The 26,585-nt window shown below is 66.4% G+C and carries 28 protein-coding genes and 1 pseudogene; 14 read left to right on the top strand and 15 right to left on the bottom strand.

Annotation, left to right across the window (positions count from 1 at the left end; all coding sequences use genetic code 11):
- Positions 1 to 53 precede the first annotated feature (53 nt).
- From gatC to tnpC, 7 genes and pseudogenes are all read left to right on the top strand, one after another.
- Positions 54 to 341, top strand: coding sequence for an Asp-tRNA(Asn)/Glu-tRNA(Gln) amidotransferase subunit GatC (gene gatC / locus Tchl_RS00685; protein ID WP_075146707.1), 288 nt, complete (start codon positions 54 to 56; stop codon positions 339 to 341).
- A gap of 133 nt (positions 342 to 474) precedes the next feature.
- Positions 475 to 1,950 (top strand): Asp-tRNA(Asn)/Glu-tRNA(Gln) amidotransferase subunit GatA, encoded by a 1,476-nt coding sequence (gene gatA / locus Tchl_RS00680; RefSeq protein ID WP_075146706.1) that lies wholly within the window; start codon positions 475 to 477, stop codon positions 1,948 to 1,950.
- A gap of 30 nt (positions 1,951 to 1,980) precedes the next feature.
- Complete coding sequence (gene gatB, locus Tchl_RS00675; protein WP_075146705.1) at positions 1,981 to 3,453, top strand: Asp-tRNA(Asn)/Glu-tRNA(Gln) amidotransferase subunit GatB; 1,473 nt, start codon at positions 1,981 to 1,983, stop codon at positions 3,451 to 3,453.
- 197 nt (positions 3,454 to 3,650) lie between these two features.
- Positions 3,651 to 3,779 (top strand): annotated as a pseudogene (locus tag Tchl_RS00670) (transposase); the annotation flags it as partial.
- Positions 3,780 to 4,199: 420 nt separating this feature from the next.
- Positions 4,200 to 4,511, top strand: coding sequence for an IS66 family insertion sequence element accessory protein TnpA (gene tnpA, locus Tchl_RS00665; RefSeq protein ID WP_075146703.1), 312 nt, complete (start codon positions 4,200 to 4,202; stop codon positions 4,509 to 4,511).
- Positions 4,511 to 4,870: an IS66 family insertion sequence element accessory protein TnpB gene (gene tnpB, locus Tchl_RS00660; RefSeq protein WP_083945075.1), complete on the top strand. Its 360-nt coding sequence runs from the start codon at positions 4,511 to 4,513 to the stop codon at positions 4,868 to 4,870. Before tnpA ends, tnpB begins: the two co-directional genes overlap by 1 nt.
- A gap of 29 nt (positions 4,871 to 4,899) precedes the next feature.
- Complete coding sequence (gene tnpC / locus Tchl_RS00655; RefSeq protein WP_075146702.1) at positions 4,900 to 6,516, top strand: IS66 family transposase; 1,617 nt, start codon at positions 4,900 to 4,902, stop codon at positions 6,514 to 6,516.
- A 24-nt stretch (positions 6,517 to 6,540) separates the two neighbouring features.
- On the opposite strand, the gene rhuM is transcribed toward tnpC, so the two are convergent.
- Positions 6,541 to 7,512 carry a virulence protein RhuM/Fic/DOC family protein gene (gene rhuM / locus Tchl_RS00650; RefSeq protein ID WP_075146701.1) on the bottom strand — a complete coding sequence of 324 codons (972 nt, stop codon included), beginning with the start codon at positions 7,510 to 7,512 and terminating at the stop codon, positions 6,541 to 6,543.
- A 237-nt stretch (positions 7,513 to 7,749) separates the two neighbouring features.
- Positions 7,750 to 9,591: a type I restriction-modification system subunit M gene (locus tag Tchl_RS00645; protein WP_075146700.1), complete on the bottom strand. Its 1,842-nt coding sequence runs from the start codon at positions 9,589 to 9,591 to the stop codon at positions 7,750 to 7,752.
- Between the two features lie 305 nt (positions 9,592 to 9,896).
- On the opposite strand from Tchl_RS00645, the gene Tchl_RS00640 reads away from it, so the two are divergent.
- Positions 9,897 to 10,739 carry a class II glutamine amidotransferase gene (locus tag Tchl_RS00640; RefSeq protein WP_075146699.1) on the top strand — a complete coding sequence of 281 codons (843 nt, stop codon included), beginning with the start codon at positions 9,897 to 9,899 and terminating at the stop codon, positions 10,737 to 10,739.
- Between the two features lie 60 nt (positions 10,740 to 10,799).
- Positions 10,800 to 11,228 (top strand): HIT family protein, encoded by a 429-nt coding sequence (locus tag Tchl_RS00635; protein WP_075146698.1) that lies wholly within the window; start codon positions 10,800 to 10,802, stop codon positions 11,226 to 11,228.
- Between the two features lie 75 nt (positions 11,229 to 11,303).
- On the opposite strand, the gene phoR is transcribed toward Tchl_RS00635, so the two are convergent.
- Both phoR and phoB read right to left on the bottom strand, forming a co-directional pair.
- Positions 11,304 to 12,632 (bottom strand): phosphate regulon sensor histidine kinase PhoR, encoded by a 1,329-nt coding sequence (gene phoR, locus Tchl_RS00630; RefSeq protein ID WP_232311628.1) that lies wholly within the window; start codon positions 12,630 to 12,632, stop codon positions 11,304 to 11,306.
- Between the two features lie 28 nt (positions 12,633 to 12,660).
- Complete coding sequence (gene phoB, locus Tchl_RS00625) at positions 12,661 to 13,371, bottom strand: phosphate regulon transcriptional regulator PhoB (protein ID WP_075146697.1); 711 nt, start codon at positions 13,369 to 13,371, stop codon at positions 12,661 to 12,663.
- A 235-nt stretch (positions 13,372 to 13,606) separates the two neighbouring features.
- Between phoB and Tchl_RS00620 the strand changes: the two genes are divergently transcribed.
- Genes Tchl_RS00620 through Tchl_RS00605 form a run of 4 tightly spaced genes read left to right on the top strand, consistent with a single transcriptional unit; the run spans position 13,607 to position 16,303 of the window.
- Positions 13,607 to 14,029: a gamma-butyrobetaine hydroxylase-like domain-containing protein gene (locus tag Tchl_RS00620; RefSeq protein ID WP_075146696.1), complete on the top strand. Its 423-nt coding sequence runs from the start codon at positions 13,607 to 13,609 to the stop codon at positions 14,027 to 14,029.
- Positions 14,030 to 14,036: 7 nt separating this feature from the next.
- Positions 14,037 to 14,774, top strand: a complete 738-nt coding sequence (gene ubiE, locus Tchl_RS00615) for a bifunctional demethylmenaquinone methyltransferase/2-methoxy-6-polyprenyl-1,4-benzoquinol methylase UbiE (protein ID WP_075146695.1) — start codon at positions 14,037 to 14,039, stop codon at positions 14,772 to 14,774.
- Positions 14,775 to 14,793: 19 nt separating this feature from the next.
- Positions 14,794 to 15,669: a Tim44 domain-containing protein gene (locus Tchl_RS00610; protein WP_075146694.1), complete on the top strand. Its 876-nt coding sequence runs from the start codon at positions 14,794 to 14,796 to the stop codon at positions 15,667 to 15,669.
- 52 nt (positions 15,670 to 15,721) lie between these two features.
- Positions 15,722 to 16,303 (top strand): ubiquinone biosynthesis accessory factor UbiJ, encoded by a 582-nt coding sequence (locus tag Tchl_RS00605; protein ID WP_075146693.1) that lies wholly within the window; start codon positions 15,722 to 15,724, stop codon positions 16,301 to 16,303.
- A 105-nt stretch (positions 16,304 to 16,408) separates the two neighbouring features.
- On the opposite strand, the gene Tchl_RS00600 is transcribed toward Tchl_RS00605, so the two are convergent.
- From Tchl_RS00600 to Tchl_RS00560, 9 genes are all read right to left on the bottom strand, one after another.
- A complete protein-coding gene (locus tag Tchl_RS00600) occupies positions 16,409 to 16,834 on the bottom strand; it encodes a F0F1 ATP synthase subunit epsilon (protein WP_075146692.1) in 426 nt (141 codons plus the stop codon).
- A gap of 53 nt (positions 16,835 to 16,887) precedes the next feature.
- Positions 16,888 to 18,288: a F0F1 ATP synthase subunit beta gene (gene atpD, locus Tchl_RS00595; RefSeq protein WP_075146691.1), complete on the bottom strand. Its 1,401-nt coding sequence runs from the start codon at positions 18,286 to 18,288 to the stop codon at positions 16,888 to 16,890.
- Positions 18,289 to 18,314: 26 nt separating this feature from the next.
- Positions 18,315 to 19,184: a F0F1 ATP synthase subunit gamma gene (gene atpG, locus Tchl_RS00590; protein ID WP_075146690.1), complete on the bottom strand. Its 870-nt coding sequence runs from the start codon at positions 19,182 to 19,184 to the stop codon at positions 18,315 to 18,317.
- Positions 19,185 to 19,205: 21 nt separating this feature from the next.
- A complete protein-coding gene (gene atpA / locus Tchl_RS00585; protein WP_075146689.1) occupies positions 19,206 to 20,744 on the bottom strand; it encodes a F0F1 ATP synthase subunit alpha in 1,539 nt (512 codons plus the stop codon).
- A 12-nt stretch (positions 20,745 to 20,756) separates the two neighbouring features.
- A complete protein-coding gene (locus Tchl_RS00580; RefSeq protein WP_075146688.1) occupies positions 20,757 to 21,290 on the bottom strand; it encodes a F0F1 ATP synthase subunit delta in 534 nt (177 codons plus the stop codon).
- A 3-nt stretch (positions 21,291 to 21,293) separates the two neighbouring features.
- On the bottom strand, positions 21,294 to 21,767 hold the full coding sequence (locus tag Tchl_RS00575) for a F0F1 ATP synthase subunit B (protein WP_075146687.1): 474 nt from the start codon (positions 21,765 to 21,767) through the stop codon (positions 21,294 to 21,296).
- A gap of 47 nt (positions 21,768 to 21,814) precedes the next feature.
- Positions 21,815 to 22,060 carry a F0F1 ATP synthase subunit C gene (gene atpE / locus Tchl_RS00570; RefSeq protein ID WP_002925444.1) on the bottom strand — a complete coding sequence of 82 codons (246 nt, stop codon included), beginning with the start codon at positions 22,058 to 22,060 and terminating at the stop codon, positions 21,815 to 21,817.
- A gap of 65 nt (positions 22,061 to 22,125) precedes the next feature.
- Entirely contained in the window at positions 22,126 to 22,971 is an 846-nt protein-coding gene (gene atpB, locus Tchl_RS00565; protein ID WP_075146686.1) for a F0F1 ATP synthase subunit A, read from the bottom strand.
- A gap of 2 nt (positions 22,972 to 22,973) precedes the next feature.
- Positions 22,974 to 23,315: an ATP synthase subunit I gene (locus Tchl_RS00560; protein ID WP_075146685.1), complete on the bottom strand. Its 342-nt coding sequence runs from the start codon at positions 23,313 to 23,315 to the stop codon at positions 22,974 to 22,976.
- Between the two features lie 264 nt (positions 23,316 to 23,579).
- Here Tchl_RS00560 and Tchl_RS00555 point away from each other — a divergent pair, with 264 nt between their 5' ends.
- Positions 23,580 to 24,893 carry an MFS transporter gene (locus Tchl_RS00555; RefSeq protein ID WP_075146684.1) on the top strand — a complete coding sequence of 438 codons (1,314 nt, stop codon included), beginning with the start codon at positions 23,580 to 23,582 and terminating at the stop codon, positions 24,891 to 24,893.
- A 22-nt stretch (positions 24,894 to 24,915) separates the two neighbouring features.
- Here Tchl_RS00555 and Tchl_RS00550 read toward each other — a convergent pair whose 3' ends face one another.
- Entirely contained in the window at positions 24,916 to 25,767 is an 852-nt protein-coding gene (locus tag Tchl_RS00550; protein ID WP_075146683.1) for a ParB/RepB/Spo0J family partition protein, read from the bottom strand.
- A 14-nt stretch (positions 25,768 to 25,781) separates the two neighbouring features.
- Positions 25,782 to 26,552, bottom strand: coding sequence for a ParA family protein (locus tag Tchl_RS00545; RefSeq protein ID WP_075146682.1), 771 nt, complete (start codon positions 26,550 to 26,552; stop codon positions 25,782 to 25,784).
- Between the last annotated feature and the right edge of the window lie 33 nt (positions 26,553 to 26,585).

The raw sequence follows: 26,585 nt of genomic DNA, 5'->3' as shown, positions 1-26,585 counted from the left end.
GAGACTTATGATAACCTACAAACCTTTGTGGATTCAGCAGGTTTTGTTACCTCATGTCGCTGTCCAATGAACAAGTCGGGCACATCGCCCGCCTCGCGCGGATCGCCCTTGCCGACGCCGAAATCGACGCCACCCGCGCCAAGCTCGACGGGATCTTCGGCCTCATCGAGCAGATGCAGGCGGTCGACACCGCCGGCATCGAACCGATGAGCCACCCGCAGGAACTCGCCACCCGGCTGCGCGCCGATGCCGTCACCGAAACCGACCGCCGCGACGCCTTCCAGAAGATCGCCCCGCAGACCGAAGCCGGGCTGTACCTGGTGCCCAAAGTGATCGAGTAAGCCGGACACCCTGCCGGACGCCATTTCGCTCCCGCCGCCGTTTCGCTCCGTTTCCGCGCCTTCCCGCGCGTCGCCCGGTCCGCTCCTGCGCCCGCACTTTCGCCCGCACACCCTGTCCGTTTTCCGTCCAGCCATGATCAACGCCTCCCTCACCGAACTGCGCCGCGCGCTCGACCACGGGCAGATTTCCAGCGTCGAGCTCGCGACCCTGTTCCTCGACCGCATCGACGCCCTCAACCCGCAGCTCAACGCCTTCATCACCGTCGACCGCGACGGCGCCCTCGCCGCCGCGCGTGCCGCCGACGCGCGCCTCGCCGCCGGCCGGGGCGGGGCGCTCGCCGGCATCCCGCTTGCGCACAAGGACGTGTTCTGCACCGAAGGCGTGCTCACCACCTGCGCCTCGAAGATGCTGGCGAACTTCGTCAGCCCTTACGACGCCCACGTCGTGAGCCTGCTCAAGGCCGCCGGCGCGGTGAGCCTGGGCAAGACCAACATGGACGAGTTCGCGATGGGCTCGTCGAACGAAAGCTCCTGGTACGGCCCGGTGAAGAACCCGTGGCACCCCGAACGCGTGCCCGGCGGCTCCTCCGGCGGCTCGGCCGCGGCGGTCGCCGCGCGCCTGGCGCCGATCGCCACCGGCACCGACACCGGCGGCTCGGTGCGTCAGCCGGCGGCGTTCTGCGGCATCACCGGGATCAAGCCGACCTACGGCACGGTGAGCCGCTACGGCATGATCGCCTATGCTTCATCCCTCGACCAGGGTGGCGCTTTCGGCGCCTCGGCCGAAGACTGCGCGCTGCTGCTGTCGGCGATGACCGGCTTCGACGCGCGCGACTCGACCAGCCTCGAGCGCCCCGCCGAAGACTACGCCGCCGCCCTCGCCGCCTCCGCCCCGGGGGCGAAACCGCTCGCCGGCCTCACCATCGGCCTGCCGCGCGAGTTCTTCGCCGAAGGCATGGCCGACGACGTGCGCGCCGCGGTCGATGCCGCGCTCGACGCGTACCGCGCCTTGGGCGCGACCACGGTCGAGGTCTCGCTGCCCAACGCGAAGCTGGCGATTCCCGCCTACTACGTGATCGCGCCGGCCGAAGCTTCGAGCAACCTCAGCCGCTTCGACGGCGTGCGCTACGGCCACCGCGCCGCCGGCTACGGCGACCTCGCCGACATGTACAGCAAGAGCCGTGCGGAGGGCTTCGGTGCCGAAGTCAAGCGCCGCATCCTGGTCGGCACCTACGTGCTGTCGCACGGTTACTACGACGCCTACTACCTGCAGGCGCAGCGCCTGCGCCGGCTGATCGCGCAGGATTTCCAGGCCGCATTGCAGCAGTGCGACCTGATCGCCGGGCCGACCACCCCGACCCCCGCCTGGGCGCTCGGCCAGATGGCCGACGACCCGGTGCAGATGTACCTGTCCGACATCTACACGATCGCGGTCAACCTCGCCGGCCTGCCCGGCCTGTCGCACCCTGCCGGTTTCGGCGCCGAGGGCCTGCCGATCGGCCTGCAGCTGGTCGGCGACTACTTCGCCGAGGCCCGCCTGCTCAACGCCGCGCACCAGTACCAGCACGCCACCGACTGGCACCTGCGCCGTCCGGCCTGCGCGGCCTGACCCGCGCCGCATGCAACGAGAGACACGAACATGAGCCGATCCGATTGGGAAGTCGTCATCGGGCTGGAAGTCCACGCCCAGCTCAACACCGCGAGCAAGATCTTTTCCGGCGCCAGCACCGCCTTCGGCGCCGAGCCCAACCGCCAGGCGAGCGCGGTGGACATCGCCCTGCCCGGCGTGCTGCCGGTGCTCAACCGCGGCGCGGTCGAGCGCGCGATCCGCTTCGGCCTGGCGATCGGCGCCCACGTCGCCGATAAGAGCGTGTTCGCGCGCAAGAACTACTTCTACCCCGACCTCCCCAAGGGCTACCAGATCAGCCAGATGGACCTGCCGGTGGTGCAGGGCGGCGCGATCACGATCCGCGTCGGCGAGGGCGAGGCCGGCTACGAGAAGACCGTGCGCCTGACCCGCGCCCACCTCGAGGAAGACGCCGGCAAGAGCCTGCACGAGGACTTCCACGGCATGACCGGGATCGACCTCAACCGCGCCGGCACGCCGCTGCTGGAGATCGTCTCCGAACCCGACATGCGTTCCTCTGCCGAGGCCGTGGCCTACGCCCGCACGCTGCACGCGCTGGTGCGCTGGATCGACATCTGCGACGGCAACATGCAGGAGGGCTCGTTCCGCTGCGACGCCAACGTCTCGGTGAGGAAGAAAGGCGCGACCGAGTACGGCACCCGGCGCGAGATCAAGAACCTCAACTCCTTCCGCTTCCTGCAGCAGGCGATCGACTTTGAGGTGCAGTGGCAGATCGACACCATCGAGGACGGCGGCCGGGTGCACCAGGCCACCGTGCTGTTCGACCCCGACACGGGCGAGACGCGGATGATGCGCAGCAAGGAAGACGCCCACGACTACCGCTACTTCCCCGACCCCGACCTGCTGCCGCTGATGATCGCGCCCGACTGGAAGGCGCGCGTGCAGGCGGAAATGCCCGAGCTGCCGGGGGCGATGAAAGCGCGTTTCATAGACGAATGGGGCCTGTCGGCCTACGATGCCACCACCCTCACCGCGTCCAAGGAAGTCGCCGACTTCTACCAGGCCACGGTCGCCGCAGCGGGCACCGCACTCGCCAAACCGTGCGCCAACTGGGTCATGGGCGAGCTCGCCGCGCGCCTCAACAAGGCCGAACTCGACATCACCGAATCGCCGGTCGCCCCCGCCCAGCTCGCCGGGCTGGTCGCGCGCATCGCCGACAACACGATCTCGAACGCGATCGGCAAGAAGGTGTTCGAGGCGCTGTGGAACGGCGAAGGCGGAGGAAAGGCCGACGCAGCCGACGAAATCATCGACCGCCAGGGCCTCAAGCAGGTCACCGACAGCGCTGCGATCGAGGCCATGATCGACGCGGTGCTCGCGGCCAACCCGAAGTCGGTGGACGAATTCCGCGCCGGCAAGGAGAAGGCCTTCAACGCCCTGGTGGGACAGGTCATGAAGGCTAGCAAGGGCAAGGCCGGCCCGGCCCAGGTCAACGAGCTGCTGAAGAAGAAACTCGGAGGCTGAGCCCGCCCGTGGCGGGCGGCAAGAAGGCGGGCCCTTCCAGCGTCACGACCTTAGCGGCCCGCGGTCGAACCATTTGCTATCGAGAAAGGGGCTGGGGAGTGCTGCGCGCGCGTAGCGCCTCGTACATTGAGCTGCCCCACGAATTTCGTCTTCCAACGTAGTCGTCGTACGATCGACGCAATGACAGGAAGAACGACGTGAAACGCATCCCGAAGCAGGAGTACACGGCCGAGTTCAAGGAGCAGGCCGTCAAGCGCGCCGACGAGGTCGGCAGCATCGCCCGTGCCGCCGAGGAACTGGGGCTGGTCGAGCAGACGCTACGCAACTGCGAGAATCATTCCCCGTACCACGACGAGCGCGGTGCCAACCGGCACCAATGATGCGGCACCCGACGAAACCGCGTACTCGGTGATGTGGTCCGTCGTGTCCGACAGTCTCTGTGATTTCAGGTCCTTCGCCGAAGCCCACGGAACCCTGCCGTCCCAATACTCGGGGATTTCCTTGCTTGGTGTGCCTCCACTCGTGAATGAAACCAGATGTTTGAGTGGAGCAATTGCCCAGTGCGCCGGCACCTCCCCCAGCCACGCCGCCCCGCTGTCCTTGTACTCCGGATATTTCGGCAGACTCATGCCTCGTCCTCCACTGCAGTCCCCGGGCCGTAACCGGTAACTGAGCGGCGTCCTTCTCGCGGCGTAGCGATCGTTGAATAATTCTCGCCATGTTCAACGACGACGGGATTGGCAGTGATGGCATCGACGGTGAGGAGCAAATGGCGGCGACGCGGCCACGAGGAATGGCGGGCGGTGTTCGATCGCTTTGCGGCAAGCGGTCTGAGCATCCGGCAGTTCTGCGACAGCGAGGGCTTGAGCAAGTCGAGTTTCGAGCGCTGGCGCGGCCTGCTGGCCGGTGAGGCGTCGAGCGTCGCCGATCGCGGCGATGCGTGCGCTCGTGCGGGCTTTGTCGATGCGGGCCTGGTCGACGTTGGCGGCGGTGCAGGCCGGCTCGAGCTCAAGCTCGATCTGGGTGGCGGTGTCGTGCTGCATCTGGTGCGCGGCTGATGTTCTTCCCCGAAGGGGCGGTGCGGGTGCATGTCTATGGCCGCCCGGTTGACATGCGCAAGTCCTTCGATGGGCTGTACGCGCTCACCCGCCACGCACTTGGGTGCGATCCGCTGTCGGGCGAGCTGTTCGTGTTCATCAACCGGCGCGGCACGCAGATGAAGGTGCTGTACTGGGATCGCAGCGGCTTTTGCGTGTGGGCCAAGCGCCTCGAGCAGGGACGGTTCGTGTCCGACTGGTCGCGGGTGCTCACTCGCCAGATGGACTGGACCGGGCTGAAGCTGTTGCTCGAAGGCATCGAGCCGGCGCGCTTCAAGCGCCGTTTCAAGCTCCCGGAAGTGGCCGCCAAGCCCGCATGAATGCTGGGTTTTACGGTAAAATTCCGGCCATGACGACGCCCGTTTCGCTGACCGTTCCGACGCCCGCCGAGGCCGCCCGCTGGGCGCCCGAGCAAATCGTCGCACTGGCCCAGGCGAACGCGGCCGCCGCCCGCCAACTCGATGCCCTGCAGCTCGAGTTCCAGGCGATGAAGCATCAGATCGAGTGGTTCCGGCGCCAGCTCTTCGGGGCGAAGAGCGAGAAGCGCATCGTCGATGCGAGCCCGCATCAGATGAACCTGGGCGAGTTGCCGGTGCCCGAATCCTCGCCGCCGCCCCCTGCCAAGGACATCGCCGCCCACACCCGCCGGGCCCGCACCACCGATTACGCGGCGGGCGACGCATCGGCGCTGTTCTTCGACGAAGCCCGCGTGCCGGTCGAGACCATCGCCGTGGCGAACCCGGAAATCGACGGGCTCACCGCCGACCAGTTCGAGGTGATCGGCGAGAAGGTCAGTCACCGCCTGGCACAGCGCCCGGGCAGCTACGTGATCCTCAAGTATGTGCGTCCGGTGATCAAGCGCCTCGACACCCAGGCGATTTCCTGCCCGGCGGCACCCGAGGGGGTGATTCGCGGCAGCCGCGCCGATGTGAGCTTCGTCGCCGGGCTCATCACCGACAAGTTCTGCTACCACCAGCCGCTGTACCGCCAGCACCAGCGGCTCGGGGACAACGGCATCAAGGTTTCGCGCCCGTGGCTCACGCAGCTCACTCACGGGGCGCTGTCGCTGCTCGAACCCATCTTTACGGCCCAACTCGACTCGATCCGCGCGAGCCGCATCAAGGCGATGGACGAGACCCCGATCAAGGCCGGCCGGGCCGGCCCGGGCAAGATGAAGGGCGGCTACTTCTGGCCGGTCTATGGCGAGCGTGACGAAATCTGCTTCGCCTATCACGAGGGGCGCAGTGGCAAGCACATTGCGCAGACCCTGGGCACCGACCCGCCGCCCGAGGGGGCGGTGCTGCTTACCGATGGCTATGCGGCCTACGAACGCTACGCGGAAAAATGCGGGCTCACGCACGCGCAATGCTGGGCGCACTCGAGGAGGAAGTTCTTCGATGCGCAGGCGCTCGAGCCCGAGCGTGCGGGCCAGGCGCTGGAGATGATCGGAAAACTGTACGCGGTGGAGAAGCACATCCGCGAGGCCAGGCTCGTCGGTGAGGCACGCCGCGCGCATCGGCTCGCGCAGGCCAAGCCCGTGCTCCAGCAGTTCTTCGCCTGGGTCGACGCCCAGTTCGAATCCCAGGGCCTGTTGCCCAGCTCACCGCTCACCACCGCCATGGCGTACGTGCGCGAGCGCCGGGCCGCCCTCGAGGTGTACCTCTCCGATCCCGAGGTGCCGATCGACACCAACCATCTGGAGCGGGCGCTACGCGTGGTGCCGATGGGCCGTCGCAACTGGCTCTTCTGCTGGACCGAGGTCGGGGCAAAGTACGTGGGCATCGCGCAGAGTCTGATCGCCACCTGCCGCCTGCACGACATCGACCCCTATACGTACCTGGTCGATGTGCTCCAGCGCATCGGCCAGCATCCGGCCGCCAACGTGGCGCAGCTCACCCCAAGGCTGTGGAAGCAACACTTCGCGGCCAATCCGCTGCGATCCGATCTCTTCGAAATCTCGAAGTAGGCAAGGACGCCGGGCAGTTACCGCTTACCCCGGGCCAGCCAGCATGTTCATGATCAGCCGGATCAGCGTGTCCTTCTGCCGCGGGGCGGATTCGGCCACGAGCAGGGCGAGGGCGGCCAGCCCGATGTCGTTGATGACCGGCGTGTCGTCGGCGCCGAGCAGGCGGCCGTTGCGGTGGAGAAAATCGACGAACAGGTAGGCGGCGCTGCGCTTGTTGCCGTCGGCGAAGGGATGGTTCTTGATGACGAAGTACAGCAGGTGGGCGGCCTTGGCCTCGATGCTGGGATACGCGGGCTCGCCGAAGGCGGTCTGGTCGAGGTTGCCGAGCAGGGCGGCGAGGCCGTCGTCGCGTTCGCGGGCGAACAGGTCGCCCGCTTCGCCTCGGGCGGTCAGCTCTGCCTTGAGCCGGGCGAGTGCGTGCCGGGCTTGATCCGGAGTGGGCAGTTGGCCGCCGGGCCGGGTTTCGGGCTCGGTGAGCAGGCCCTCATCGTAGCGTTGCAGCAACAGGAAGGTCTGGGCATAGCGGCTGACGATGTCCGCCAGCCCGCGGCCCTGGTCGGCGCTCAGTTCCGGCGCGCGAGCGGTCTTGCGCACCAGCGCCAGCGCCGCTTCCAGTTCGCGGGCGTTGGATTCGAGGCGGTGGCGGTTGAGGGTGTAGCCACGGGTGAGGTGCTCGCGCAGCAGGCGGGTGGCCCACTGGCGGAAACGCACGCCTTCCGGTGACTTCACTCGATAGCCGACGGAGATAATCACGTCGAGGTTGTAGAACTCGACCTGATACGTTTTTCCGTCGGCAGCAGTATGTGCAAAATTTGCACATACTGATTTCGCTTCCAACTCGCCCTCGGCAAAGACATTACGGATATGGCGGCCGATGACCGTGCGGTCGCGCCCGAACAGCGCAGTCATTTGCTCCTGACGCAGCCACACCGTGTCGCCTTCGAGGCGCACGTCCACCGCGCCGGCGTCGTTCTCGTAAATGACGAGTTCACTCATGACGTCTCTCCACGACGGGGTGCCCCCGTCGCATGGCTCCAGCCCATGGAGCCATCGCCCCATTCGGCGGTGGCCGGCTTGCCGAAAGAGCGCTTCATTTATCGCCCCCGTAAACGAGAAACCCGCCTGGTGCGCATCGTGGAGAGGCGTGGCGGGTGTTGTTGGCAATACGGTATGTGATAAGCGCGCGCATGTCCACCGCACAGAATACGATTTGCATGAATCGCGCGGCAGCCCTCATTCCGCGAGGTCCTCCAGCATCTTCATGATGCGGGCCGAGACCGCCTTCAGTTCCTCGTCGATGGCGTGCAGGCTGCGCGGCGGCTCGAAGACGTAGAAGTGGCGATTGAACGGAATCTCGTAGCCGACTTTGCTCTTCTCCCCGTCAATCCAGGCGTCCGGCGCGTGCGGCAGTACCTCGCGCTGGAAGTAGGCGCCGATGTCCGCGGTCAGCGGCACGTTCTCGGTGTCGCGCAATGCACTGTCGGGCTGGGGTTTGCCCTTCTGCTTGCCCTTGAGCCCCAGCACCACCTTGCCGTGCTCGTCGCGCAGCGGGCGCTCGACGGTGAGGGTGGTGTAGCCGAATTCCGCGTTGCCGAAGATGCGTGCGATGGGCACGCGCTTGAGCCGTCCGCCGTCGGGGGCGGCGGGTGGGGTGTCGGTGTTGGTGACGAGTTGCGGCTCGCCCAGTTGCCGGCCGGCGGCGTCGAACACGGTGACCAGCTCGGCCTCGGTGAAGCCGCCAAACAGGCGGGTGACGGTGGCGATGTGGGCCTCGCTCATCTCCTTGCGCTTGCTGCCCAGGCTCTTCCTCATCTTCTGCCAGAAGCTGCTGGCGTCGATGAGCTGCACCCAGCCCTTGCGGTCCTCCGGCTTGCGGTTGGACAGAATCCAGACGTAGGTGCTGATTCCCGTGTTGTAGAACATGTCGGTGGGCAGGCCGACGATGGCCTCCACCAGGTCGTTCTCCAGCACGTAGCGGCGGATTTCGCTCTCGCCCGAGCCTGCGCCGCCGGTAAACAGCGGTGAGCCGTTGAGCACGATGCCGAAGCGGCTGCCGCCGTCCTGGGCCGGGCGCATCTTCGACAACAGATGCATCAGGAACAGCATCGAGCCGTCGCTGACCCGCGGCAGGCCGGGGCCAAAGCGGCCGTCGAAGCCCTTCTGCTCGTGCTCCTGGCGGACGAGCTTCTCGACCTTTTTCCACTCCACGCCGAAGGGCGGGTTGGAGAGCATGTAGTCGAACTTGCGACCGGCGTGGCCGTCCCCGCTGAGCGTGTTGCCGGCGACGATATTCGCCACCGGCTGGCCCTTGATGAGCATGTCCGCCTTGCAGATGGCGTAGGACTCGTCGTTGAGCTCCTGGCCGTACATCGTCAGCCGGGCCTGCGGGTTGTGCTCCAGCAGGTACTCACCGGCCACCGAGAGCATGCCGCCGGTGCCGGCGGTGGGATCGTAGAGGGTGCGCACCACCGCATTGCCCGGGGTGAGCACGTCGTCGTCCTCGATGAACAGCAGGTTCACCATCAGGCGGATGACTTCGCGCGGGGTGAAGTGCTCCCCCGCGGTCTCGTTCGAGATTTCGGCGAACTTGCGTATCAGCTCCTCGAATACCAGCCCCATGCTGGCGTTGTCGACCGCCTCGGGGTGCAGGTCGATGTTGGCGAACTTCTCGGTGACGAGGTACAGCAGGTTCGCCTTCGCCAGGCGCTCGACCTGGGTGTAGAAGTCGAAGCGCTCGAAGATGTCACGCGCTGCCGGCGAAAAGGCCTGGACGTAGGCGTAGAGGTTCTGGCGGATGTGGTCCTGGTCGCCCAGCAGCTTGACCAGGTCGAGCGGCGAGGTGTTGTAGAAGCTCTGCCCCGCCTTGCGCAGCAGGAACGGGGCGGGATTGATGCCTGCCTTGGTCTTGGCCGCGAACTCGGCGAGGACGGCGGGCTTGGTCGCCTCCAGCACGCAGTCCAGGCGCCGCAGTACGGTGAAGGGCAGGATGACTTTGCCGTACTCGGACTGCTTGTAGTCGCCGCGCAGCAGGTCCGCGACCGACCAGATGAAGGAGGAGAGGGCTTGGTGGTTCATGTGGGTGTCGATGGCTTGGTTCCGTGCGTGGCCGAAGGCAGCCTGGCAGTCCGCCTTGCCCGTCGAAGCGGCTGTCGGCCCGTGACTATATCGCGGCTTGATAAGCGGGAGGCATTGCGCATGGCCGCCGGTGCAGCGTCGGCACCCAGCCGTGGGGTGCGCTGGCGCGGCCCGTTCGGCGACACGCGGCGGCGAAACATTCAGCTCAAGTTTCATTTTTTACTCACAGCGGAAGCGCCCGCGCGAGGCGGCGCGATCGTTTCGCTATACTGGCAGCAGCCTTTTGCCCGCCGCGGAGCCCCGCCATGTGCCAATTGCTCGGCATGAACTGCAACGTGCCGACCGACATCTGCTTCTCCTTCGCCGGCTTCCGCGCCCGTGGCGGACTCACCGACCACCACCGCGACGGCTGGGGGATCGCCTTTTTCGAGGGCGCTGGAGTGCGCGTCTTCCTCGACCCGGCGCCGAGCGCCGCCTCCCCGGTCGCCGAGCTGGTGAAGCACTATCCGATCCGCTCGCTGAACGTGATCGCCCACATCCGCAAGGCGACCCAGGGCGGGATCCGGCTCGAGAACACCCATCCCTTCCAGCGCGAGCTGTGGGGGCGGTACTGGGTTTTCGCCCACAACGGCAACCTGAAGGAGTTCGCGCCGGCGCTCGGCGGACGCTTCCTGCCGGTGGGCACGACCGACTCCGAACGGGCGTTCTGCTACCTCCTCGACCACCTCGCCGCGCGTTTCCCGCAGGGGGCTCCAGCCCCCGCCGCACTGCACGCCGCGCTGCGCGAGCTGGCGCTCGAAATCGGCCGCCGCGGCGAGTTCAACTTCCTGCTCTCCGACGGCGACTGGCTGTTCGCCCACTGCTCGTCGCGCCTGTGCTACATCCTGCGCAAAGCGCCGTTCGCCGTCGCCCACCTCGCCGACGAGGACCTGACGGTGGATTTCAACCAGCTCACCACGCCCGACGACCGCGTCGCCGTGATCGCCACCACGCCGCTGACCGACAACGAGGCCTGGACCCAGATTCCGCCCGGCAACCTGTTCGCCTTCCATGACGGCCTCCCGGTCGGGCTGGGCGAGACCCGCACGGTGGCACAGGACTTTCCGCGCCGCCTCCCGGACAATGGCCGCGCGCCGGATGCGGAATAATTCCTCGCTGCCCGGGCGCGAACGCGGTAGAAAGCATTCCCTCCCACCCGACCCGCCCCCATGCCGCCGAACCCGCCCCCGAACTGTCCGCTGTGCGCCCTGCCCCCCGCAGACGTCCTGTGGGAAGACACGCGCTGCCGCGTGATCCGCGTCGCCGACGCCTTCCATCCGGGGCTGTGCCGGGTGGTGTGGCGCGAACACGTGGCCGAAATGACCGACCTGCTGCCCGCCGACCGGCGCCACCTGTTCGCCGTGGTGATGGCGACCGAGGCCGCGCTGCGGGCGCAGCTGCACCCCGACAAGATCAACCTGGCGAGCTTCGGCAACATGGTGCCGCATCTGCACTGGCACGTGATTCCGCGCTACCGCGACGACCGCCACTTCCCCGAAGCGGTCTGGGGCGCAGCGCAGCGCGAAGGCGTGGCGCATGCCGCCGCCGATCCGGTCGCCCTCGCCCGCGCCATCGACGACGCCCTCGCGGAACACTGACGGCGCGGCCGCAGCGCAGGCGGCTGCCCGCAGCGCCGAGGGCGGCGGTGGCGACCGCGGCGGCCCGCTTCAGCGCTACGCCCGCCCGATTCGGGCGGGCGGGAAACGGACCGTAAACCGGCTGCCTTCGCCCGGCGTGCTATCGACGACGAGTTCCGCCTGGTGGCGGGTGACGACGTGCTTGACGATGGCCAGCCCCAGGCCGGTGCCGCCGGTCTCGCGCGAGCGGCCGCGGTCGACGCGATAGAAGCGCTCGGTCAGGCGCGGGATGTCGGCGGCATCGATGCCGATGCCGTCGTCGCCGACCCAGAACTCGCCGCCCCCTTCGGCGCATTCCGGGCCGCTGCGCCAGCCGATCTCGATGTGGCCGCCGGCGGGGGTGTAGCGCACCGCGTTGCTCGCCAGGTTGGCGAACGCGCTGTGCAGCTCCTTGCGGCTGCCGAGCAGCATCCCGTCGCCTTCCAGGTCCAGGCGCAGCGTATGGCGCCCCGCCGACAACAGCCGGGTTTCGTCGTAGACCCCGCGCACCAGGACCGCGGCCTCCACCGCCTCCTCGAGCGGCGCCGGCGCGCCGGTTTCGAGCGCGGAGAGGGTCAACAGCTCCTCGATCAGGCGCTGCATGCGGCTCGACTGCTCGCTCGCCAGGGTCAGGTAATGGAGGACCTCATCGCGGGAGAAGTCGTCCATGCCGTCGATCAGGGTTTCGAGAAAGCCGCCGACCACGGTGAGCGGCGTGCGCAGTTCATGCGACACGTTGGCGACGAAGTCGCGGCGCATGTTCTCGAGCTTTTCCAGCTGCGAAACGTCGCGCGACAGCAGCAGCCGGCGATGGCCGGCGAAACGGATCAGCTGCACCTGCAGCGCGCGCTCCTTGCGCCGCAGCGAGTGCATCAGCAGCGGTTCACTGTGGTCGCCGGCCTCGAGATAGCGGACGAATTCGGGCTGGCGCACGAGGTTTCCGATCGGAATCCGCAGGTGATCGCGGCGGTCGAGATCGAAATGCTGCTCGGCCACCGGATTGAGCCATTCGATACGGTCGCCCTCGCCCAGGTACAGGACGCCGTCGGGCATCGCCTGGGCCGCCTGCTGGAAACGGCCGAGCTCGGCCGACAGTTTTTCCCGGACACCGGCCTCACGCTCGAAGCGGTCGCCGAGCTCGGCAAAAACGCTGCCCCACAGCCCTTCGCCGCGCGGCACCGGGGTGCCGGCCGGCTGGCGCGCCCATTCGACCAGCAGGCGCAGGTGGCGGGCGAGCATGACCGCCCAGCCGAGCACGCACAGGGCGAGGATCGCCAGCGCGGCGTCGCTGTCGCGGTACAGGCCGGCGAGCGCGGCGAGCAGCAGCATCGCCAGGACCGGAAGCGCGATCCCGAAGCCGACATAGCGCACGGATCGAAAAATCACACGTTTTCCATGAACCGGACGCGCCCGCTCAACGGGCCGTCGGCGCGCTTTCGGGATGCACCGAAAAGCGGTAGCCACTGCCGCGGACGGTCTGGATCAGCCCGTCGTACGCCCCCGGCTCGAGCGCGCAGCGCAGGCGGCGGATATGGACATCGACGGTGCGCTCCTCGACGAAGACGTGATCGCCCCACACCTGGTCGAGCAGCTGCGCGCGCGAATGCACCCGCTCCGGGTGGGTCATCAGGAAGTGCAGCAAGCGGAACTCGGTCGGTCCCAGGGCGAGCGTCTCACCCCCGGCACTGACCCGGTGGGTGGCCGGATCGAGACGCAGCCCGCCCAGCTCCACCGCATCCTCGGTGGCCTGCGGCGCCCGCCGCCGCAGCACGGCCTTGATCCGGGCGACGAGTTCGCGCGGGCTGAAGGGCTTGGTGATGTAGTCGTCGGCACCGGTTTCGAGCCCGGCGACCTTGTCCTGCTCTTCCCCGCGCGCGGTCAGCATGATGATTGGAATGGCCCGGGTGCGCTCGTCGGCACGCAGGCGGCGGGCGAACTCGATGCCCGACAGCCCGGGCAGCATCCAGTCGAGCAGCACGAGATCGGGCAGCGCGTCGCGCACGATGCGCTGCGCACTTTCCGCATCGGCGGCACGCACGACGTGATGGCCGGCGCGATGGAGGTTGGCGGCGATCAGTTCCTGGATCGCCGGCTCGTCTTCCACGAGCAGAATGTTCGCTGACATGCGCTGGACTCCCTGGTTGCGCGATCGATCGAACGGGCGCTGCGGACGACGTCCGGACCCGCCCGGGCGATCACATGGCTGCCCGTAGTGTATTGCCCTTGCTTGACGGTTTGATGACACGTCATCGACCTGCAATGGGCACGCCGCCTTCCGCGGGGTAAAGCCACACGACGCGCATGGAAACGCGGCGCGGCGATTCGGGTATGATTGTGTCCCCAAAAACGGGACGGATGCCATGGCCGGACTCGACAGCAACACCCCGATCCCCACCGAAATCACGCTGCACAGCAGCTCGAAGCGGCTCGAAATCGCCTTCGACGACGGCAGCCGCTTTTTCCTGCCGTTCGAATTCCTGCGCGTGTATTCGCCCTCGGCCGAAGTACGCGGCCACGGCCGCGGCCAGGAAACCCTGCAGCAGGGCAAGCGCGACGTCGACATCGTGAACCTGGTGCCGGTCGGCAACTATGCGGTGAAGCCGGAATTTTCCGACGGCCACGACAGCGGACTGTACTCCTGGGACTACCTGTACATGCTCGGCTGCGATCAGGAAGCACTGTGGGCCGACTACCTCGAGCGCCTCGAACGCGCGGGCGGCACCCGCGATCCGGCCCTGGTCCCGCCCCCGGCTCCGCGCGGCGGCTGCGGGCATCACCACTGAGTTCACCATGAGCGACAAGACCACCCATTTCGGCTTCCAGACGGTCGCCGAGGAACAGAAGGAAAAAAAGGTGGCCGAGGTCTTTTCCTCGGTCGCGCACAAATACGACATCATGAACGACCTGATGTCTTTCGGCCTGCACCGGCTGTGGAAGGCGTTCACCATCCAGGTGTCGGGAGTGCGCGAAGGCGACCGCGTGCTCGACGTCGCCGGCGGCACCGCCGACCTGTCGCTCGCTTTCGCGCGCAAGGTCGGGCGCAGCGGCCAGGTCTGGCTCACCGACATCAACCACGCCATGCTCGCGCGCGGCCGCGACCGCATGATCGATCACGGCTTCGCCATGCCGGCGGCGCAGTGCAACGCCGAGAAGCTGCCCTTCCCGGACGACTGGTTCGACTGCGTCACCGTCGCCTTCGGCCTGCGCAACATGACCCACAAGGACGTCGCCATCGCCGAGATGCGCCGCGTGCTGCGCCCCGGAGGCCGCCTGCTGGTGCTCGAATTTTCGCGCGTGTGGAAACCGCTGGCGCCGTTCTACGACCTCTACTCCTTCAAGCTGCTGCCGTGGATGGGCAAGCAGGTCGCCAACGATGCCGAAAGCTACCGCTACCTCGCCGAATCGATCCGCATGCACCCCGGCCAAGAAGAATTGAAGGCAATGATGGAACAAGCCGGGCTCGCCCGGGTCGATTACTTCAACCTGAGTGCCGGCGTCGTCGCCTTGCACCGGGGCTACAAGATCTGAACCTGGAGACCTCACACTGATGAAACATCTATTCCTGACCCTGATCGTCGCCATCCTCTCGTTCGGCTTCGCTCCCCCCGAGGCCGAAGCCAAGCGCCTCGGCGGCGGCAGCAGCTTCGGCATGAAGCGCCAGGCCACCCCGACCACGCAACCGCGCCAACCGGCTGCAACTCCGCAGCAAAGCCCCGCCGGAGCCGCCCCCGCGGCCCAGCCCAAGCGCTCGTGGATGGGTCCGATCGCCGGCCTCGCCGCCGGCCTCGGCCTCGCCGCGCTGTTCTCGCATCTGGGAATGGGTGAAGGCTTCGCCAACTTCGTCATGATCCTGCTGCTGGCCGCCGCTGCCTTCTTCGTCTTCCGCCTGATCTTCCGTCGCGGCACCGCCGCCAAGCAGCAGGGGCAGGGGCTACAGTACGCCGGCGCGCCGGGTAATGCCGCGGGCAGCGTGCGCCCGTTCGAGGCCCAGCAGGCGTTCGGCGGCAGCGCACAACCCGCAGCGGAAAACTCCGGACTCGCCAAGGCCATCGCCTCCGGCTTCGATGTCGACGGTTTCGCCCGCCAGGCCAAGCTCAACTTCATCCGCCTGCAGGCCGCCAACGACAGCGCCAACCTCGACGATCTGCGCGAGTTCACCACCCCCGAAGTCTTCGCCGAGCTGTGCATGCAGCTCAACGAGCGCGGCGCCGCCGCCCAGCGCACCGATGTCGTCGAACTCGCGGCCGAGGTGATCGACGTCGCCGAAGAAGATCAGCGCTATGTCGTCAGCGTGCGCTTCAGCGGCCTGCTGCGCGAAGAAGCCGACGCCGCACCAGTGGCCTTCGACGAAATCTGGCACCTGACCAAAGCCGCCAGCGGCAGCGGCGGCTGGCTGATCGCCGGCATCCAGCAGGCCGGCTGAGTTCCACCATCCCCAGGAGGCCCCCGCGCCTCCTTTTTTTCTGCCCGAAACCATGCTGTCCAGCCTCTTCCTGTCCGCTACCAACCATCTCCTGGCCCAGTCCGGTTGGGCGCGGGCGCGCCTGCGTCCGCATGCCGGGCGCAGCGCGCGCCTGGTCCTCGCCCCCCTCGCGGAAATCCACTTTTCGGTCAGCGCGGACGGTTACCTCGCCGAACGCGCGAGCGAAGAGGCGCCCGAAGTCAGCCTGTACCTGGCGCTCGCCGAATTGCCCCGGCTGCTGGTCGATGGCCTGGAAACGGCGATGCGTCACGTGCGCATCGAAGGCAATGCGGAATTCGCCGAAGCCCTCGGCTTCGTGTTCCGCCACCTGCGCTGGGACGCCGAGGAAGACCTGGCGCGCATTTTCGGCGACATCGCCGCCCATCGCATGGTCGAAGGCGGGCAGCGGATCGCCAGCGAGGCGCAGCGCGCGGTGGTGCGCGCGTCGGGCAGTGCGGCCGAATATCTCACCGAAGAAGCGTCCTTGCTGCTGTCCCGCCACGCCCTCCCCGCGTTCGCGCAGGAAGTCATCGCCGTGCGCGACGCCGTCGCCCGCCTCGACAAGCGCATCGCCCGGCTCGAAAAATCTGCCTGAAGCGACGCGTTGTGGGTGCGGACAAGGCAAACTACAGACAACAAAAAAGCAGCTCACCGAGCTGCTTTTTTGTTGCTGCCACCCCGCTGCTGCGAGGTGCCCCGCTCAGTGGCCGCGCTTGCGCAGACGCTGGATCGCCGCCAGTTGCGCCACCGCTTCCATCAGCTCGGCCTGGGCCTTGGCATAGTCGATGCGTGCGCTCTGGTTGGCCATGGCCTCTTCGGCCATGCGTTTGGCTTCGAGCGCCTTCGCTTCGTCCAGGTCCTTGCCGCGGATCGCGGTGTCGGCGAGTACCGTCACCAGACCCGGTTGCACTTCCAGCAGGCCACCGGCAACGAAGACGAGTTCTTCCTCGGTCGCGTTCTGGGCACGCACACGCACCACGCCCGGCTTGATCCGGGTCATCAGCGGCATGTGGCCGGGCAGGATGCCGAGTTCACCCGCCTCGCCAGGCAGGGCTACGAATTCGGCCAGCCCGGAGAAGATCTGCTCTTCCGCGCTGACGATGTCGACATGAACCGTCATAGCCATAGTGTTTCCTTTTCAAAACCGCGCGGCACCGAGGCGCCGCGCGGGCGGGCGGATTACTGGAGCTTCTTCGCCTTCTCGATGGCCTCGTCGATGCTGCCGACCATGTAGAAAGCCTGTTCCGGCAGATTGTCCAGCTCGCCGCTGACGATCATCTTGAAGCCCTTGATGGTGTCCTTGAGCGAGACGTACTTGCCCGGCGAACCGGTGAACACTTCGGCGACGTGGAACGGCTGCGACAGGAAGCGCTGGATCTTGCGCGCGCGGGCGACGGCGAGCTTGTCGTCGGGCGACAGTTCGTCCATACCCAGAATCGCGATGATGTCGCGCAGTTCCTTGTACTTCTGCAGGGTCATCTGCACCTGACGCGCAACCCCGTAGTGCTCTTCGCCGACGACCAGCGGATCGAGCTGGCGGCTGGTGGAGTCGAGCGGGTCGACCGCCGGGTAGATACCCAGCGCGGCGATGTCGCGCGACAGCACGACGGTGGAGTCGAGGTGGAGGAAGGTGGTTGCCGGCGACGGGTCGGTCAAGTCATCCGCAGGCACATACACGGCCTGGATGGAGGTGATCGAACCGACCTTGGTCGAGGTGATGCGCTCCTGCAGGCGGCCCATTTCTTCCGCCAGGGTCGGCTGGTAGCCCACCGCGGACGGCATCCGGCCGAGCAGCGCGGACACTTCGGTACCGGCCAGGGTGTAGCGGTAGATGTTGTCCACGAAGAACAGGATGTCGCGGCCTTCGTCACGGAAGCGCTCGGCCATGGTCAGGCCGGTCAGCGCCACGCGCAGGCGGTTGCCCGGCGGCTCGTTCATCTGGCCGAACACCATCGCGACCTTGTCGAGAACGTTGGAGTCCTTCATCTCGTGGTAGAAGTCGTTCCCTTCACGGGTCCGCTCACCCACCCCGGCGAACACCGACAAGCCCGAGTGCTGCTTGGCGATGTTGTTGATCAGCTCCATCATGTTCACGGTCTTGCCCACGCCGGCGCCGCCGAACAGGCCGACCTTGCCGCCCTTGGCGAACGGGCAGATCAGATCGATGACCTTGATCCCGGTCTCGAGCAGCTCGACCGAAGGCGAGAGCTCGTCGAACTTCGGCGCCTTCTGGTGGATCGCGCGCAGTTCGTCGGTCTCGATCGGACCGGCGTCGTCGATCGGGCGACCGAGCACGTCCATGATCCGGCCCAGCGTCCCCATGCCGACCGGCACCGAGATCTGCTTGCCAGTATTGGCAACCTTCATGCCGCGGCGCAGGCCGTCGGAAGAACCCATCGCAATCGTACGCACCACACCGTCGCCGAGCTGCTGCTGAACCTCGAAGGTCAGATTTGCTTCGGCGAAGGAGTCGGCCACGTCCTCGAGCTTCAGGGCGTCATACACCTTGGGCATCGAGTCGCGCGGGAACTGGATGTCCACCACCGCGCCGATGCACTGAACGATCGTACCTTGACTCATCGTCGTTTCCTTAATTCAATAATCCGTTACACCGCGGCGGCGCCGCCGACGATTTCCGACAGCTCCTTGGTGATCGCGGCCTGGCGGGTCTTGTTGTAGACCAGCTGCAGTTCGCCAATCACGTTCTTGGCATTGTCGGAAGCGGCCTTCATTGCCACCATGCGCGCGCTCTGCTCGGATGCCATGTTCTCGGCCACCGCCTGATACACCAGGGCCTCGACGTAGCGCACCAGCAACTCGTCGATGACGACCTGCGGGTCGGGTTCGTAGAGGTAGTCCCACGACGTCTCGGGCGTGCCCAGCTTCTCGCCGGACAGCGGCAACAGCTGCTCGAGCACCGGCTCCTGCTTCATCGTGTTGATGAAGCGGGTGTAAGCCACATAAACCGCGTCGAGCTCGTCGTTCTGGAACGCATCGAGCATCACCTTGACCGGACCGATCAGCTTTTCCAGGTGGGGCGTGTCACCGAGCTGGGTGACGTTCGACACCACCTTGGCGCCCATGCGCTGCATGAAGCCCAGACCCTTGTTGCCGATGCAGCAGGCCCGGATCTCGGTCACGCCCGAGGACTCCCAGTCCTTCATGGCGGTCAGCGCGATACGCTGGACGTTGGTGTTGAGACCCCCGCACAGACCCTTGTCGGTGGTCACCAGGATCAGCCCCACCCGTTTCACCTGGTCCTTGCGGACCAGGAAGGGGTGCTTGTAGTCGGTCACATTGGCCTGGGACAGGTTCGCGGCGAGGCGGCGGATTTTGTCGGCGAAGGGGCGGGCAGACCGCATCCGGTCCTGCGCCTTGCGCATCTTGGATGCGGCCACCATCTCCATGGCCTTGGTGATCTTGCGCGTGTTCTGCACGCTCTTGATCTTGGTACGGATTTCCTTACCGCTAGCCATATTCCGTCTCCGTCCGCGGCCTTAGGCCCAGCTCTTCTTGAACTCGGCGATCGCGGCCGCCAGAGCCTTCTCGCCATCGGCGTCGAGCTCCTTCTTGTCCAGGATCGAAGAGATGAGCGCAGCCTGCTTGGTCTTGACGAACTGCAGCATGGCGGCTTCGAAGGGCAGCACGCGGGCGACCTCGACGTCGTCGAAGTAGCCGTTGTTCACCGCGTACAGGACGATGGCCATTTCGGCGATCGACATCGGCGAGTACTGCGCCTGCTTCATCAGCTCGGTGACGCGGCGGCCGCGCTCGAGCTGCTTGCGGGTGGCATCGTCGAGGTCGGAGGCGAACTGGGCGAAGGCGGCGAGCTCGCGGTACTGCGCGAGGTCGGTACGGATGCCGCCGGACAGCTTCTTGATGACCTTGGTCTGGGCCGCACCACCGACGCGCGACACCGAGATACCGGCGTTGATCGCGGGACGGATGCCGGCGTTGAAGAGGTCGGTCTCGAGGAAGATCTGGCCGTCGGTAATCGAGATGACGTTGGTCGGCACGAACGCGGAAACGTCGCCGGCCTGGGTCTCGATGATCGGCAGCGCGGTCAGCGAGCCGGTCTTGCCCTTGACTTCGCCGTTGGTGAACTTCTCGACGTAGTCGGCATTGACGCGGGCGGCGCGCTCGAGCAGACGGGAGTGCAGGTAGAACACGTCGCCCGGGTAGGCTTCACGGCCCGGCGGACGGCGCAGCAGCAGCGAAACCTGGCGGTAGGCCCAGGCCTGCTTGGTCAGATCGTCATAAACGATGAGGGCGTCCTGGCCGCGGTCGCGGAAGTACTCGCCCATCGTGCACCCGGCGTAGGCGGCCAGGTACTGCATCGCGGCCGACTCGGAGGCGGTGGCGGCGACGACGATGGTGTATTCCAGGGCGCCGTTCTCTTCCAGCTTGCGCACCACGTTGGCCACGGTCGAAGCCTTCTGACCGATCGCCACGTAGACGCAGAACATGTTCTGGCCTTTCTGGTTGATGATCGCGTCCACCGCAACCGCGGTCTTGCCGGTCTGGCGGTCGCCGATGATCAGCTCGCGCTGGCCGCGGCCGATCGGCACCATCGAGTCGACCGACTTGAGGCCGGTCTGCACCGGCTGCGAGACGGACTGGCGGGCGATGACGCCGGGTGCGACCTTCTCGATCTTGTCGGTGAGCTTGGCGTTGATCGGGCCCTTGCCGTCGATCGGCTGGCCGAGCGCGTTCACCACGCGGCCGATCAGCTCGGGGCCGACCGGGACTTCGAGGATGCGACCGGTGGCCTTGACCGTGTCGCCTTCGGTGATGTGCTCGTATTCGCCGAGCACGACCGCGCCCACGGAATCGCGCTCGAGGTTGAGCGCCATGCCGTAGGTGTTGCCGGGGAATTCCAGCATTTCGCCCTGCATCACATCGGTGAGGCCGTGGATACGGGTGATGCCGTCGGTGACGGAGACCACCGTGCCCTCGTTGCGCGACGTGGCGGCGAGCTGCAGGTTCTGGATCCGGCTCTTAATCAGATCACTGATTTCAGAGGGGTTGAGTTGCATGTATGTATGCTCCTAGTTCTTTAGCGCAGCGGCCATGTTCGCGAGCTTGCCGCGGACCGAGGCGTCGATGACTTCGTCGCCGACAGCGATGCGGACCCCACCGATCAGTTCGGGGTCGATGCTGACCGTGACGTTGATGACGACCTTGAAGCGGGCTTCGAGGTCGGCCTTCAACGCGGCCAGCGCGGCATCGTCGAGCGGGAAGGCAGAGGCGATTTTCGCCTCCAGGACGCCTTCGTGTTCGTTCTTGAGTGCAACGAACAGGTCACGGATCTCCGGAAGCACCTGCAGACGTTCGTTCTCCACGAGGACGCGGATGAAGTTCTGCTGTTCGGCGTTCAGATCGCCAGCGACGTCCACCATCAGCTTGTTGAGCTGATCGGCGGACAGCTTCGGATCGGTGAAACACGCCTGCATGGCGGAGTCGGCCGCCACGAGGGCGAGCCGATCCAGCACTTCCGACCAAGGCCCCAGCGCATTCGCCCCACGAGCCAGCGCGAAGGCGGCATCGGCATAGGGACGCGCGATGGTGACGTTCTCGGCCATGACTTATTGCAATTCCTGTTTCAGGTTGGCAAGCAGCTCGGCGTGCACCTGGGTGTTGATCTCGCGGCGCAGGATTTTTTCCGCGCCGGCAACAGCCAGATGGGCGACCTGGTCGCGCAAGGCTTCCTTGGCGCGCTGCGCGGCGACGCCGGCTTCGGCTTCGGCGGCTTCACGCGCGGCGGCGATGATGCGGTTGGCTTCGGCGCGAGCCTCGTCGATCAGCTGGCTCGCCTGCTTTTCAGCGGAGGTACGCACATCACCCGCGGATTCGCGGGCCTTGCGCAGTTCCTCGACGACCTTCTTCTCGGCGAGCGCCAGGTCGGCCTTGGCCTTGTCCGCAGCTTCCAGCCCGTCGGCGATTTTCTTCGCACGCTCGTCCAGTGCCTTCACGATGGGCGGCCACACGAATTTCATCGTGAACCACGCCAGAATGAAGAACACAACGAGCTGGGCTATCAGAGTTGCGTTCAAATTCACGGTTCTTGGCCCTCAGGTTGGTTCAATAAAGGATGAACTCGAACCGATCAGAGCTGGAACGGGTTGGCGAAGGCGAACATCATGGCGATACCGACGCCGATCAGGAACGCGGCGTCGATCAGGCCGGCGAGCAGGAACATCTTGGTCTGCAGCGCGTTCATCAGTTCGGGCTGGCGGGCGGAAGCTTCGAGGTACTTGGAACCCATGATGCCGATACCGATACAAGCACCGATCGCACCCAGACCGATGATCAGACCGGCAGCCAGAGCAACAAAACCCAGAACGTTTTCCATGACAACTCCTTAATGGGGAAGGTGAGTTTAAAAACCAGGTACTGCTTTGAAGGTGAAACCGAAACTTAGTGGCTTTCGTGCGCCTGACCGACGTACACCAGGGTCAGCATCATGAAGATGAAGGCCTGCAGGGTGATGATCAGGATGTGGAAGATCGCCCACACGGTGCCCGCAACAACATGACCGACGAAGCCGAACACGGTGGCGGTGCCGCCGAGCAGGGCGATCAGGATGAACACAAGCTCACCGGCATACATGTTGCCGAACAGTCGCATGCCGTGGGAAACGGTCTTGGCGACGAACTCGATGATCTGCATCGCGAAGTTGACCGGGTAGAGCAGCGGATGGCTGCCGAACGGCGCGGTGAAGAGCTCATGCACCCAGCCGCTGACGCCCTTGATCTTGACGTTGTAATAGAGGCAGAGGAGCAGCACGCCGATCGACAAGCCCAGCGCGGCGGACAGGTCGGCGGTGGCGACGACGCGCATGTAGGCGTGCGCCGGATCGCCGCCACCGGCGGCATAGACCCCTTCCCAGATGCGCGGCAGCAGATCGACCGGCAGCAGGTCCATCGCGTTCATCAGGAAGATCCAGACGAAGACGGTCAGCGCCAGCGGAGCGACGAACTTGCGCGACTCGGCACTATGGACGATGCCCTTGGCCTGGTCGGCGACCATTTCCACGAGCATCTCGATGAAGCCCTGGAAACGCCCGGGCACGCCCGAGGTGGCGCGGCGTGCGGCGAGCCACAGGAGGAAGACGGTCAACAGACCGAGGGCGACCGAATAGAACATCGAATCGATGTTGATCACACTCCAGTCCACGATGTTTTCTTGCGCGTGACCGGTGTTGTTGAGGTGCGTCAGGTGGTGAACGACGTACTCGGATGCAGTGGGAGCGTTTCCAGCCATGGTCAGGTCTTTACCAAAAATGCAAATAAATTCGCTTTCAGCGCCAGTATCAGCCCGATCAGGAGCGCGCCCCAGTGGACGTCCGGATACAGCACCAATACCAGCCCAAGTAATCCCACGATCGAGGCGAGCTTGATGAGCTCACCGGCGACAAAAGCCGCCACGGAGGCGGTACCTTTGCGCCGCGTGATTGCCCGCAGCCGCCAGGCGAAGAACCAGCTCGGCAGCACGCAGGCCAGCCCGCCGGATGCGGCAGACAGCGCGCCGCGCAACCCGAAAAAAACGGCCGCAATGGCCGTTGCCAGAAGGGTTGCGCCGAGCTGCAGCAGAACTGCCTTGTGCATCCTTTCCTCGCCAGCGGGCGCAAAGCACCGCGACCGCCCAAAAATCCCGTCAATACTAGGGGTTAACCGTAGCAAAGTCAAACCCGGGCGGGAGCAGGGGCATAAAAGTCTTATCTCATATATAAGACGCAGATCACCGTTGATATTGACAGCCGCCGAGCCCGGCCACCACCATGCACGCCGTCACCGCAGCAGACACGGCCGGGCCCCGCCGCGTGCCTCCCCCGGGCTCCGCCGCACCACGACGTCCACCGGAGGGCCGCATTGAGCCACCAGTTCGCGCTGCTGAGACAGCGCCGCTTCCTGCCGTTTTTCCTCACCCAGTTCCTCGGCGCGTTCAACGACAACGTCTACAAGAACGCGCTCGTGGTGCTGCTCACCTTCCATGCCGCCCGCTACACCACGCTGGCGCCGGGGGTGCTGGTGAATCTGTGCGCAGGCCTGTTCATCCTGCCCTTCTTCCTGTTCTCCGCCACCGCCGGCCAGATCGCCGACAAGTTCGAGAAGAGCCGGCTGATCCGCCTCACCAAGCTGCTCGAAATCGCGGTGATGGCGCTCGCCACCGCCGCCTTCGCCCTCGAATCGCTCACGCCGATGCTGCTCTGCCTGTTTTTGATGGGCGCCCAGTCCGCCCTGTTCGGCCCGGTCAAGTACGCGATCCTGCCGCAGCACCTGCGCGAGGACGAACTCGTCGGCGGCAACGCCCTGGTCGAGTCGGGCACCTTCGTCGCCATCCTCGCCGGCACCCTGACCGGGGGCGTGCTGATCGCCCTGCCGCAAGGCATGGCCTGGGTATCGGCCGTCGTCATCACGCTCGCCGTGCTCGGCTATGCCGCCAGCCGCCATATCCCTGCAGCCGCGCCGGCCGCGCCCGGGCTGCGGATCAACTGGAATCCGCTCACCGAGACCTGGCGCAACTTCCGCTTCACCCGCGGCAATCGCACCGTTTTCCTGTCGATCGTCGGGGTGTCGTGGTTCTGGTTCTACGGCGCGGTATTCCTGTCGCAGTTTCCCGCCTATGCCAAGGACACGCTCGGCGGCGACGAGCATGCGGTGGTCCTGCTCCTCGCGCTGTTCTCGATCGGCATCGGCATCGGCTCCCTGCTGTGCGAGCGCCTGTCGCGCGGGCGCATCGAGCTCGGACTGGTGCCGTTCGGCTCGATCGGCCTGTCACTGTTCGCCTTCGACCTGTGGTGGAGCAGCCCGGCGCCGGGCGCAGCGGCGGCGGCGCTGACGATCGGCGAAGTGCTCGCCCGCGGCGAAAGCTGGCGGGCGCTCGCCGACCTGGTCGCAATCGGCATGTTCGGCGGCTTCTACATCGTGCCGCTGTATGCCCTGATCCAGCGCCGCAGCGAACCCGCCCACCGCTCGCGCGTGATCGCCGGCAACAACATCCTCAACGCCTTCTTCATGGTGATCGCGGCGGCGATGGGCGCCGGGCTGCTCGCCGCCGGCGCCAGCGTTCCCCAGCTCTTTCTCGTCACCGCGCTGCTCAACCTCGCGCTCGCCGCCTACCTCTTCAGCCAGGTGCCGGAGTTCGTGCAGCGCTTCGCCGCCTGGCTGCGCGGCCGGCGCTGAGGCGAAAGCGCGGCCGCCCACCTCAGCGCAGGCGGCCGAGCAGGCCGTCGAGCTGGTCGAGGCTGGCGAAGCGGATCGTCACTTCGCCCGCGCCCTTCTTGTTGGCCTTGATCTTCACCATGGCGCCGATCGCGTCGGCGATCTCCTCCTCGAGTCGCAGCAGGTCGCGGTCGGGCGGGGGGGCAGGCTTTTTCTGGCGCGGATTGAGGACCTGCTGCACCAGGCGCTCGGTATCGCGCACCGACAGCTGGCGCGCGGCGACCTGGTTGGCGAGCTGGATCTGGCTGGCACCGTCGAGCGGCAGCAGCGCGCGCGCGTGCCCCATGTCGATGTCGCCGGCCATCAGCAGCTCCTGCACCGGGCGCGCGAGGTTGAGCAGACGCAGCAGGTTGGACGCCGCCGGGCGCGAGCGGCCGACGGCGTCGGCGGCCTGCTGGTGGGTCATCGCGAACTCGTCGATCAGGCGCTGGATGCCGCCGGCCTCCTCGAGCGGGTTGAGGTCCTCGCGCTGGATGTTCTCGATCAGCGACATCGCCAGCGCCGCCTCGTCCGGGATCTCGCGCACCAGGCAGGGCACCTCGGCGAGGCCGGCGATCCGCGCCGCGCGCCAGCGCCGTTCGCCGGCGATGATCTCGTAGGCATCGTCGTCCACCGGGCGCACCAGGATCGGCTGCATCACGCCCTGGAGCTTGATCGAGGCCGCCAGCTCCTCCAGCGAGCCCGGGTCCATCCGGGTGCGCGGCTGGTAGCGCCCGGGCTGCAGGGCGATCGCCGGCAAGGACTGCAGCGCGCCCTTTTCGGCCTCGTCTTCGTGGTTGGCCGCGAGCAGCGCATCGAGTCCGCGGCCGAGGCCCTTGAGTCTGGGTTTGTTCATGATCTTGTCCGGCTTCAGAAGGTTTTCGCGCGCTCGATCATCTCGTGGGCGAAAGCCATGTAGGCCTGCGCCCCCTTCGACGCCTTGTCGAACACCACCCCGGGCATGCCGTGGCTGGGCGCTTCGGCCAGGCGCACGTTGCGCGGCACGATGGCGCGGAACACCTTGTCGCCGAAGTGGCTTTCGAGCTGGGCCGAGACCTGCTGCTGCAGGGTCACCCGGGGGTCGAACATCACCCGCAGCAGGCCGATGATCTTGAGCTCGCGGTTGAGGTTGGCGTGCACCTTCTTGATCGTGTTGACCAGATCGGACAGCCCCTCCAGCGCGTAATACTCGCACTGCATCGGAATGATGACGCCATGGGCACAGCACAGGCCGTTGAGGGTCAGCATCGACAGCGACGGCGGGCAGTCGATGAGGACGAAGTCGTACTCGTCGTGGAAGGCGGCGAGGGCGTTGCGCAGGCGTTTTTCACGCTGCTCGAGGTTGACCAGCTCGACTTCGGCGCCGGCAAGGTCGCGGTTGGCCGGGAGCACGTCGTAGCCCCCCGAAGGCGAGCTCACCCGCGCGCCGGCGAGATCGACTAGGCCGACCAGCAGCGGGTAGACCGAATCCTTCAGGCCGCGCTTGTCGATCCCGCTGCCCATCGTCGCGTTGCCCTGCGGATCGAGGTCGATCAGCAGGGTGCGCTGGCCGGCACGGTGCAGCGCGGCGGCGAGGTTGACGCAGGTGGTGGTTTTGCCCACTCCGCCTTTCTGGTTGGCGACACAGAAGATCTTGGCCATGATCGATTCAGGCTATTCCGTTGGCAAGGGTTG

The organism is Thauera chlorobenzoica, assembly GCF_001922305.1.
Lineage (GTDB): Bacteria > Pseudomonadota > Gammaproteobacteria > Burkholderiales > Rhodocyclaceae > Thauera > Thauera chlorobenzoica.
This window is presented reverse-complemented; position numbering and strand designations above follow the sequence as displayed.

Bases quoted from the DNA above. Each gene is read 5' to 3' on its own strand.
- Tchl_RS00635 (WP_075146698.1), top strand. From the start codon at position 10,800: ATGCCGCCGAACCCGCCCCCGAACTGTCCGCTGTGCGCCCTGCCCCCC.
- atpG (WP_075146690.1), bottom strand. From the start codon at position 19,184: ATGGCTAGCGGTAAGGAAATCCGTACCAAGATCAAGAGCGTGCAGAAC.
- phoB (WP_075146697.1), bottom strand. From the start codon at position 13,371: ATGTCAGCGAACATTCTGCTCGTGGAAGACGAGCCGGCGATCCAGGAA.
- Tchl_RS00550 (WP_075146683.1), bottom strand. From the start codon at position 25,767: ATGAACAAACCCAGACTCAAGGGCCTCGGCCGCGGACTCGATGCGCTG.
- rhuM (WP_075146701.1), bottom strand. From the start codon at position 7,512: ATGAGTGAACTCGTCATTTACGAGAACGACGCCGGCGCGGTGGACGTG.
- tnpC (WP_075146702.1), top strand. From the start codon at position 4,900: ATGACGACGCCCGTTTCGCTGACCGTTCCGACGCCCGCCGAGGCCGCC.
- atpE (WP_002925444.1), bottom strand. From the start codon at position 22,060: ATGGAAAACGTTCTGGGTTTTGTTGCTCTGGCTGCCGGTCTGATCATC.
- tnpB (WP_083945075.1), top strand. From the start codon at position 4,511: ATGTTCTTCCCCGAAGGGGCGGTGCGGGTGCATGTCTATGGCCGCCCG.
- Tchl_RS00600 (WP_075146692.1), bottom strand. From the start codon at position 16,834: ATGGCTATGACGGTTCATGTCGACATCGTCAGCGCGGAAGAGCAGATC.
- atpD (WP_075146691.1), bottom strand. From the start codon at position 18,288: ATGAGTCAAGGTACGATCGTTCAGTGCATCGGCGCGGTGGTGGACATC.
- ubiE (WP_075146695.1), top strand. From the start codon at position 14,037: ATGAGCGACAAGACCACCCATTTCGGCTTCCAGACGGTCGCCGAGGAA.
- Tchl_RS00645 (WP_075146700.1), bottom strand. From the start codon at position 9,591: ATGAACCACCAAGCCCTCTCCTCCTTCATCTGGTCGGTCGCGGACCTG.
- Tchl_RS00640 (WP_075146699.1), top strand. From the start codon at position 9,897: ATGTGCCAATTGCTCGGCATGAACTGCAACGTGCCGACCGACATCTGC.
- Tchl_RS00580 (WP_075146688.1), bottom strand. From the start codon at position 21,290: ATGGCCGAGAACGTCACCATCGCGCGTCCCTATGCCGATGCCGCCTTC.
- gatB (WP_075146705.1), top strand. From the start codon at position 1,981: ATGAGCCGATCCGATTGGGAAGTCGTCATCGGGCTGGAAGTCCACGCC.
- Tchl_RS00545 (WP_075146682.1), bottom strand. From the start codon at position 26,552: ATGGCCAAGATCTTCTGTGTCGCCAACCAGAAAGGCGGAGTGGGCAAA.
- Tchl_RS00560 (WP_075146685.1), bottom strand. From the start codon at position 23,315: ATGCACAAGGCAGTTCTGCTGCAGCTCGGCGCAACCCTTCTGGCAACG.
- atpB (WP_075146686.1), bottom strand. From the start codon at position 22,971: ATGGCTGGAAACGCTCCCACTGCATCCGAGTACGTCGTTCACCACCTG.
- Tchl_RS00605 (WP_075146693.1), top strand. From the start codon at position 15,722: ATGCTGTCCAGCCTCTTCCTGTCCGCTACCAACCATCTCCTGGCCCAG.
- tnpA (WP_075146703.1), top strand. From the start codon at position 4,200: ATGGCATCGACGGTGAGGAGCAAATGGCGGCGACGCGGCCACGAGGAA.
- atpA (WP_075146689.1), bottom strand. From the start codon at position 20,744: ATGCAACTCAACCCCTCTGAAATCAGTGATCTGATTAAGAGCCGGATC.
- gatC (WP_075146707.1), top strand. From the start codon at position 54: ATGTCGCTGTCCAATGAACAAGTCGGGCACATCGCCCGCCTCGCGCGG.
- gatA (WP_075146706.1), top strand. From the start codon at position 475: ATGATCAACGCCTCCCTCACCGAACTGCGCCGCGCGCTCGACCACGGG.
- Tchl_RS00620 (WP_075146696.1), top strand. From the start codon at position 13,607: ATGGCCGGACTCGACAGCAACACCCCGATCCCCACCGAAATCACGCTG.
- Tchl_RS00610 (WP_075146694.1), top strand. From the start codon at position 14,794: ATGAAACATCTATTCCTGACCCTGATCGTCGCCATCCTCTCGTTCGGC.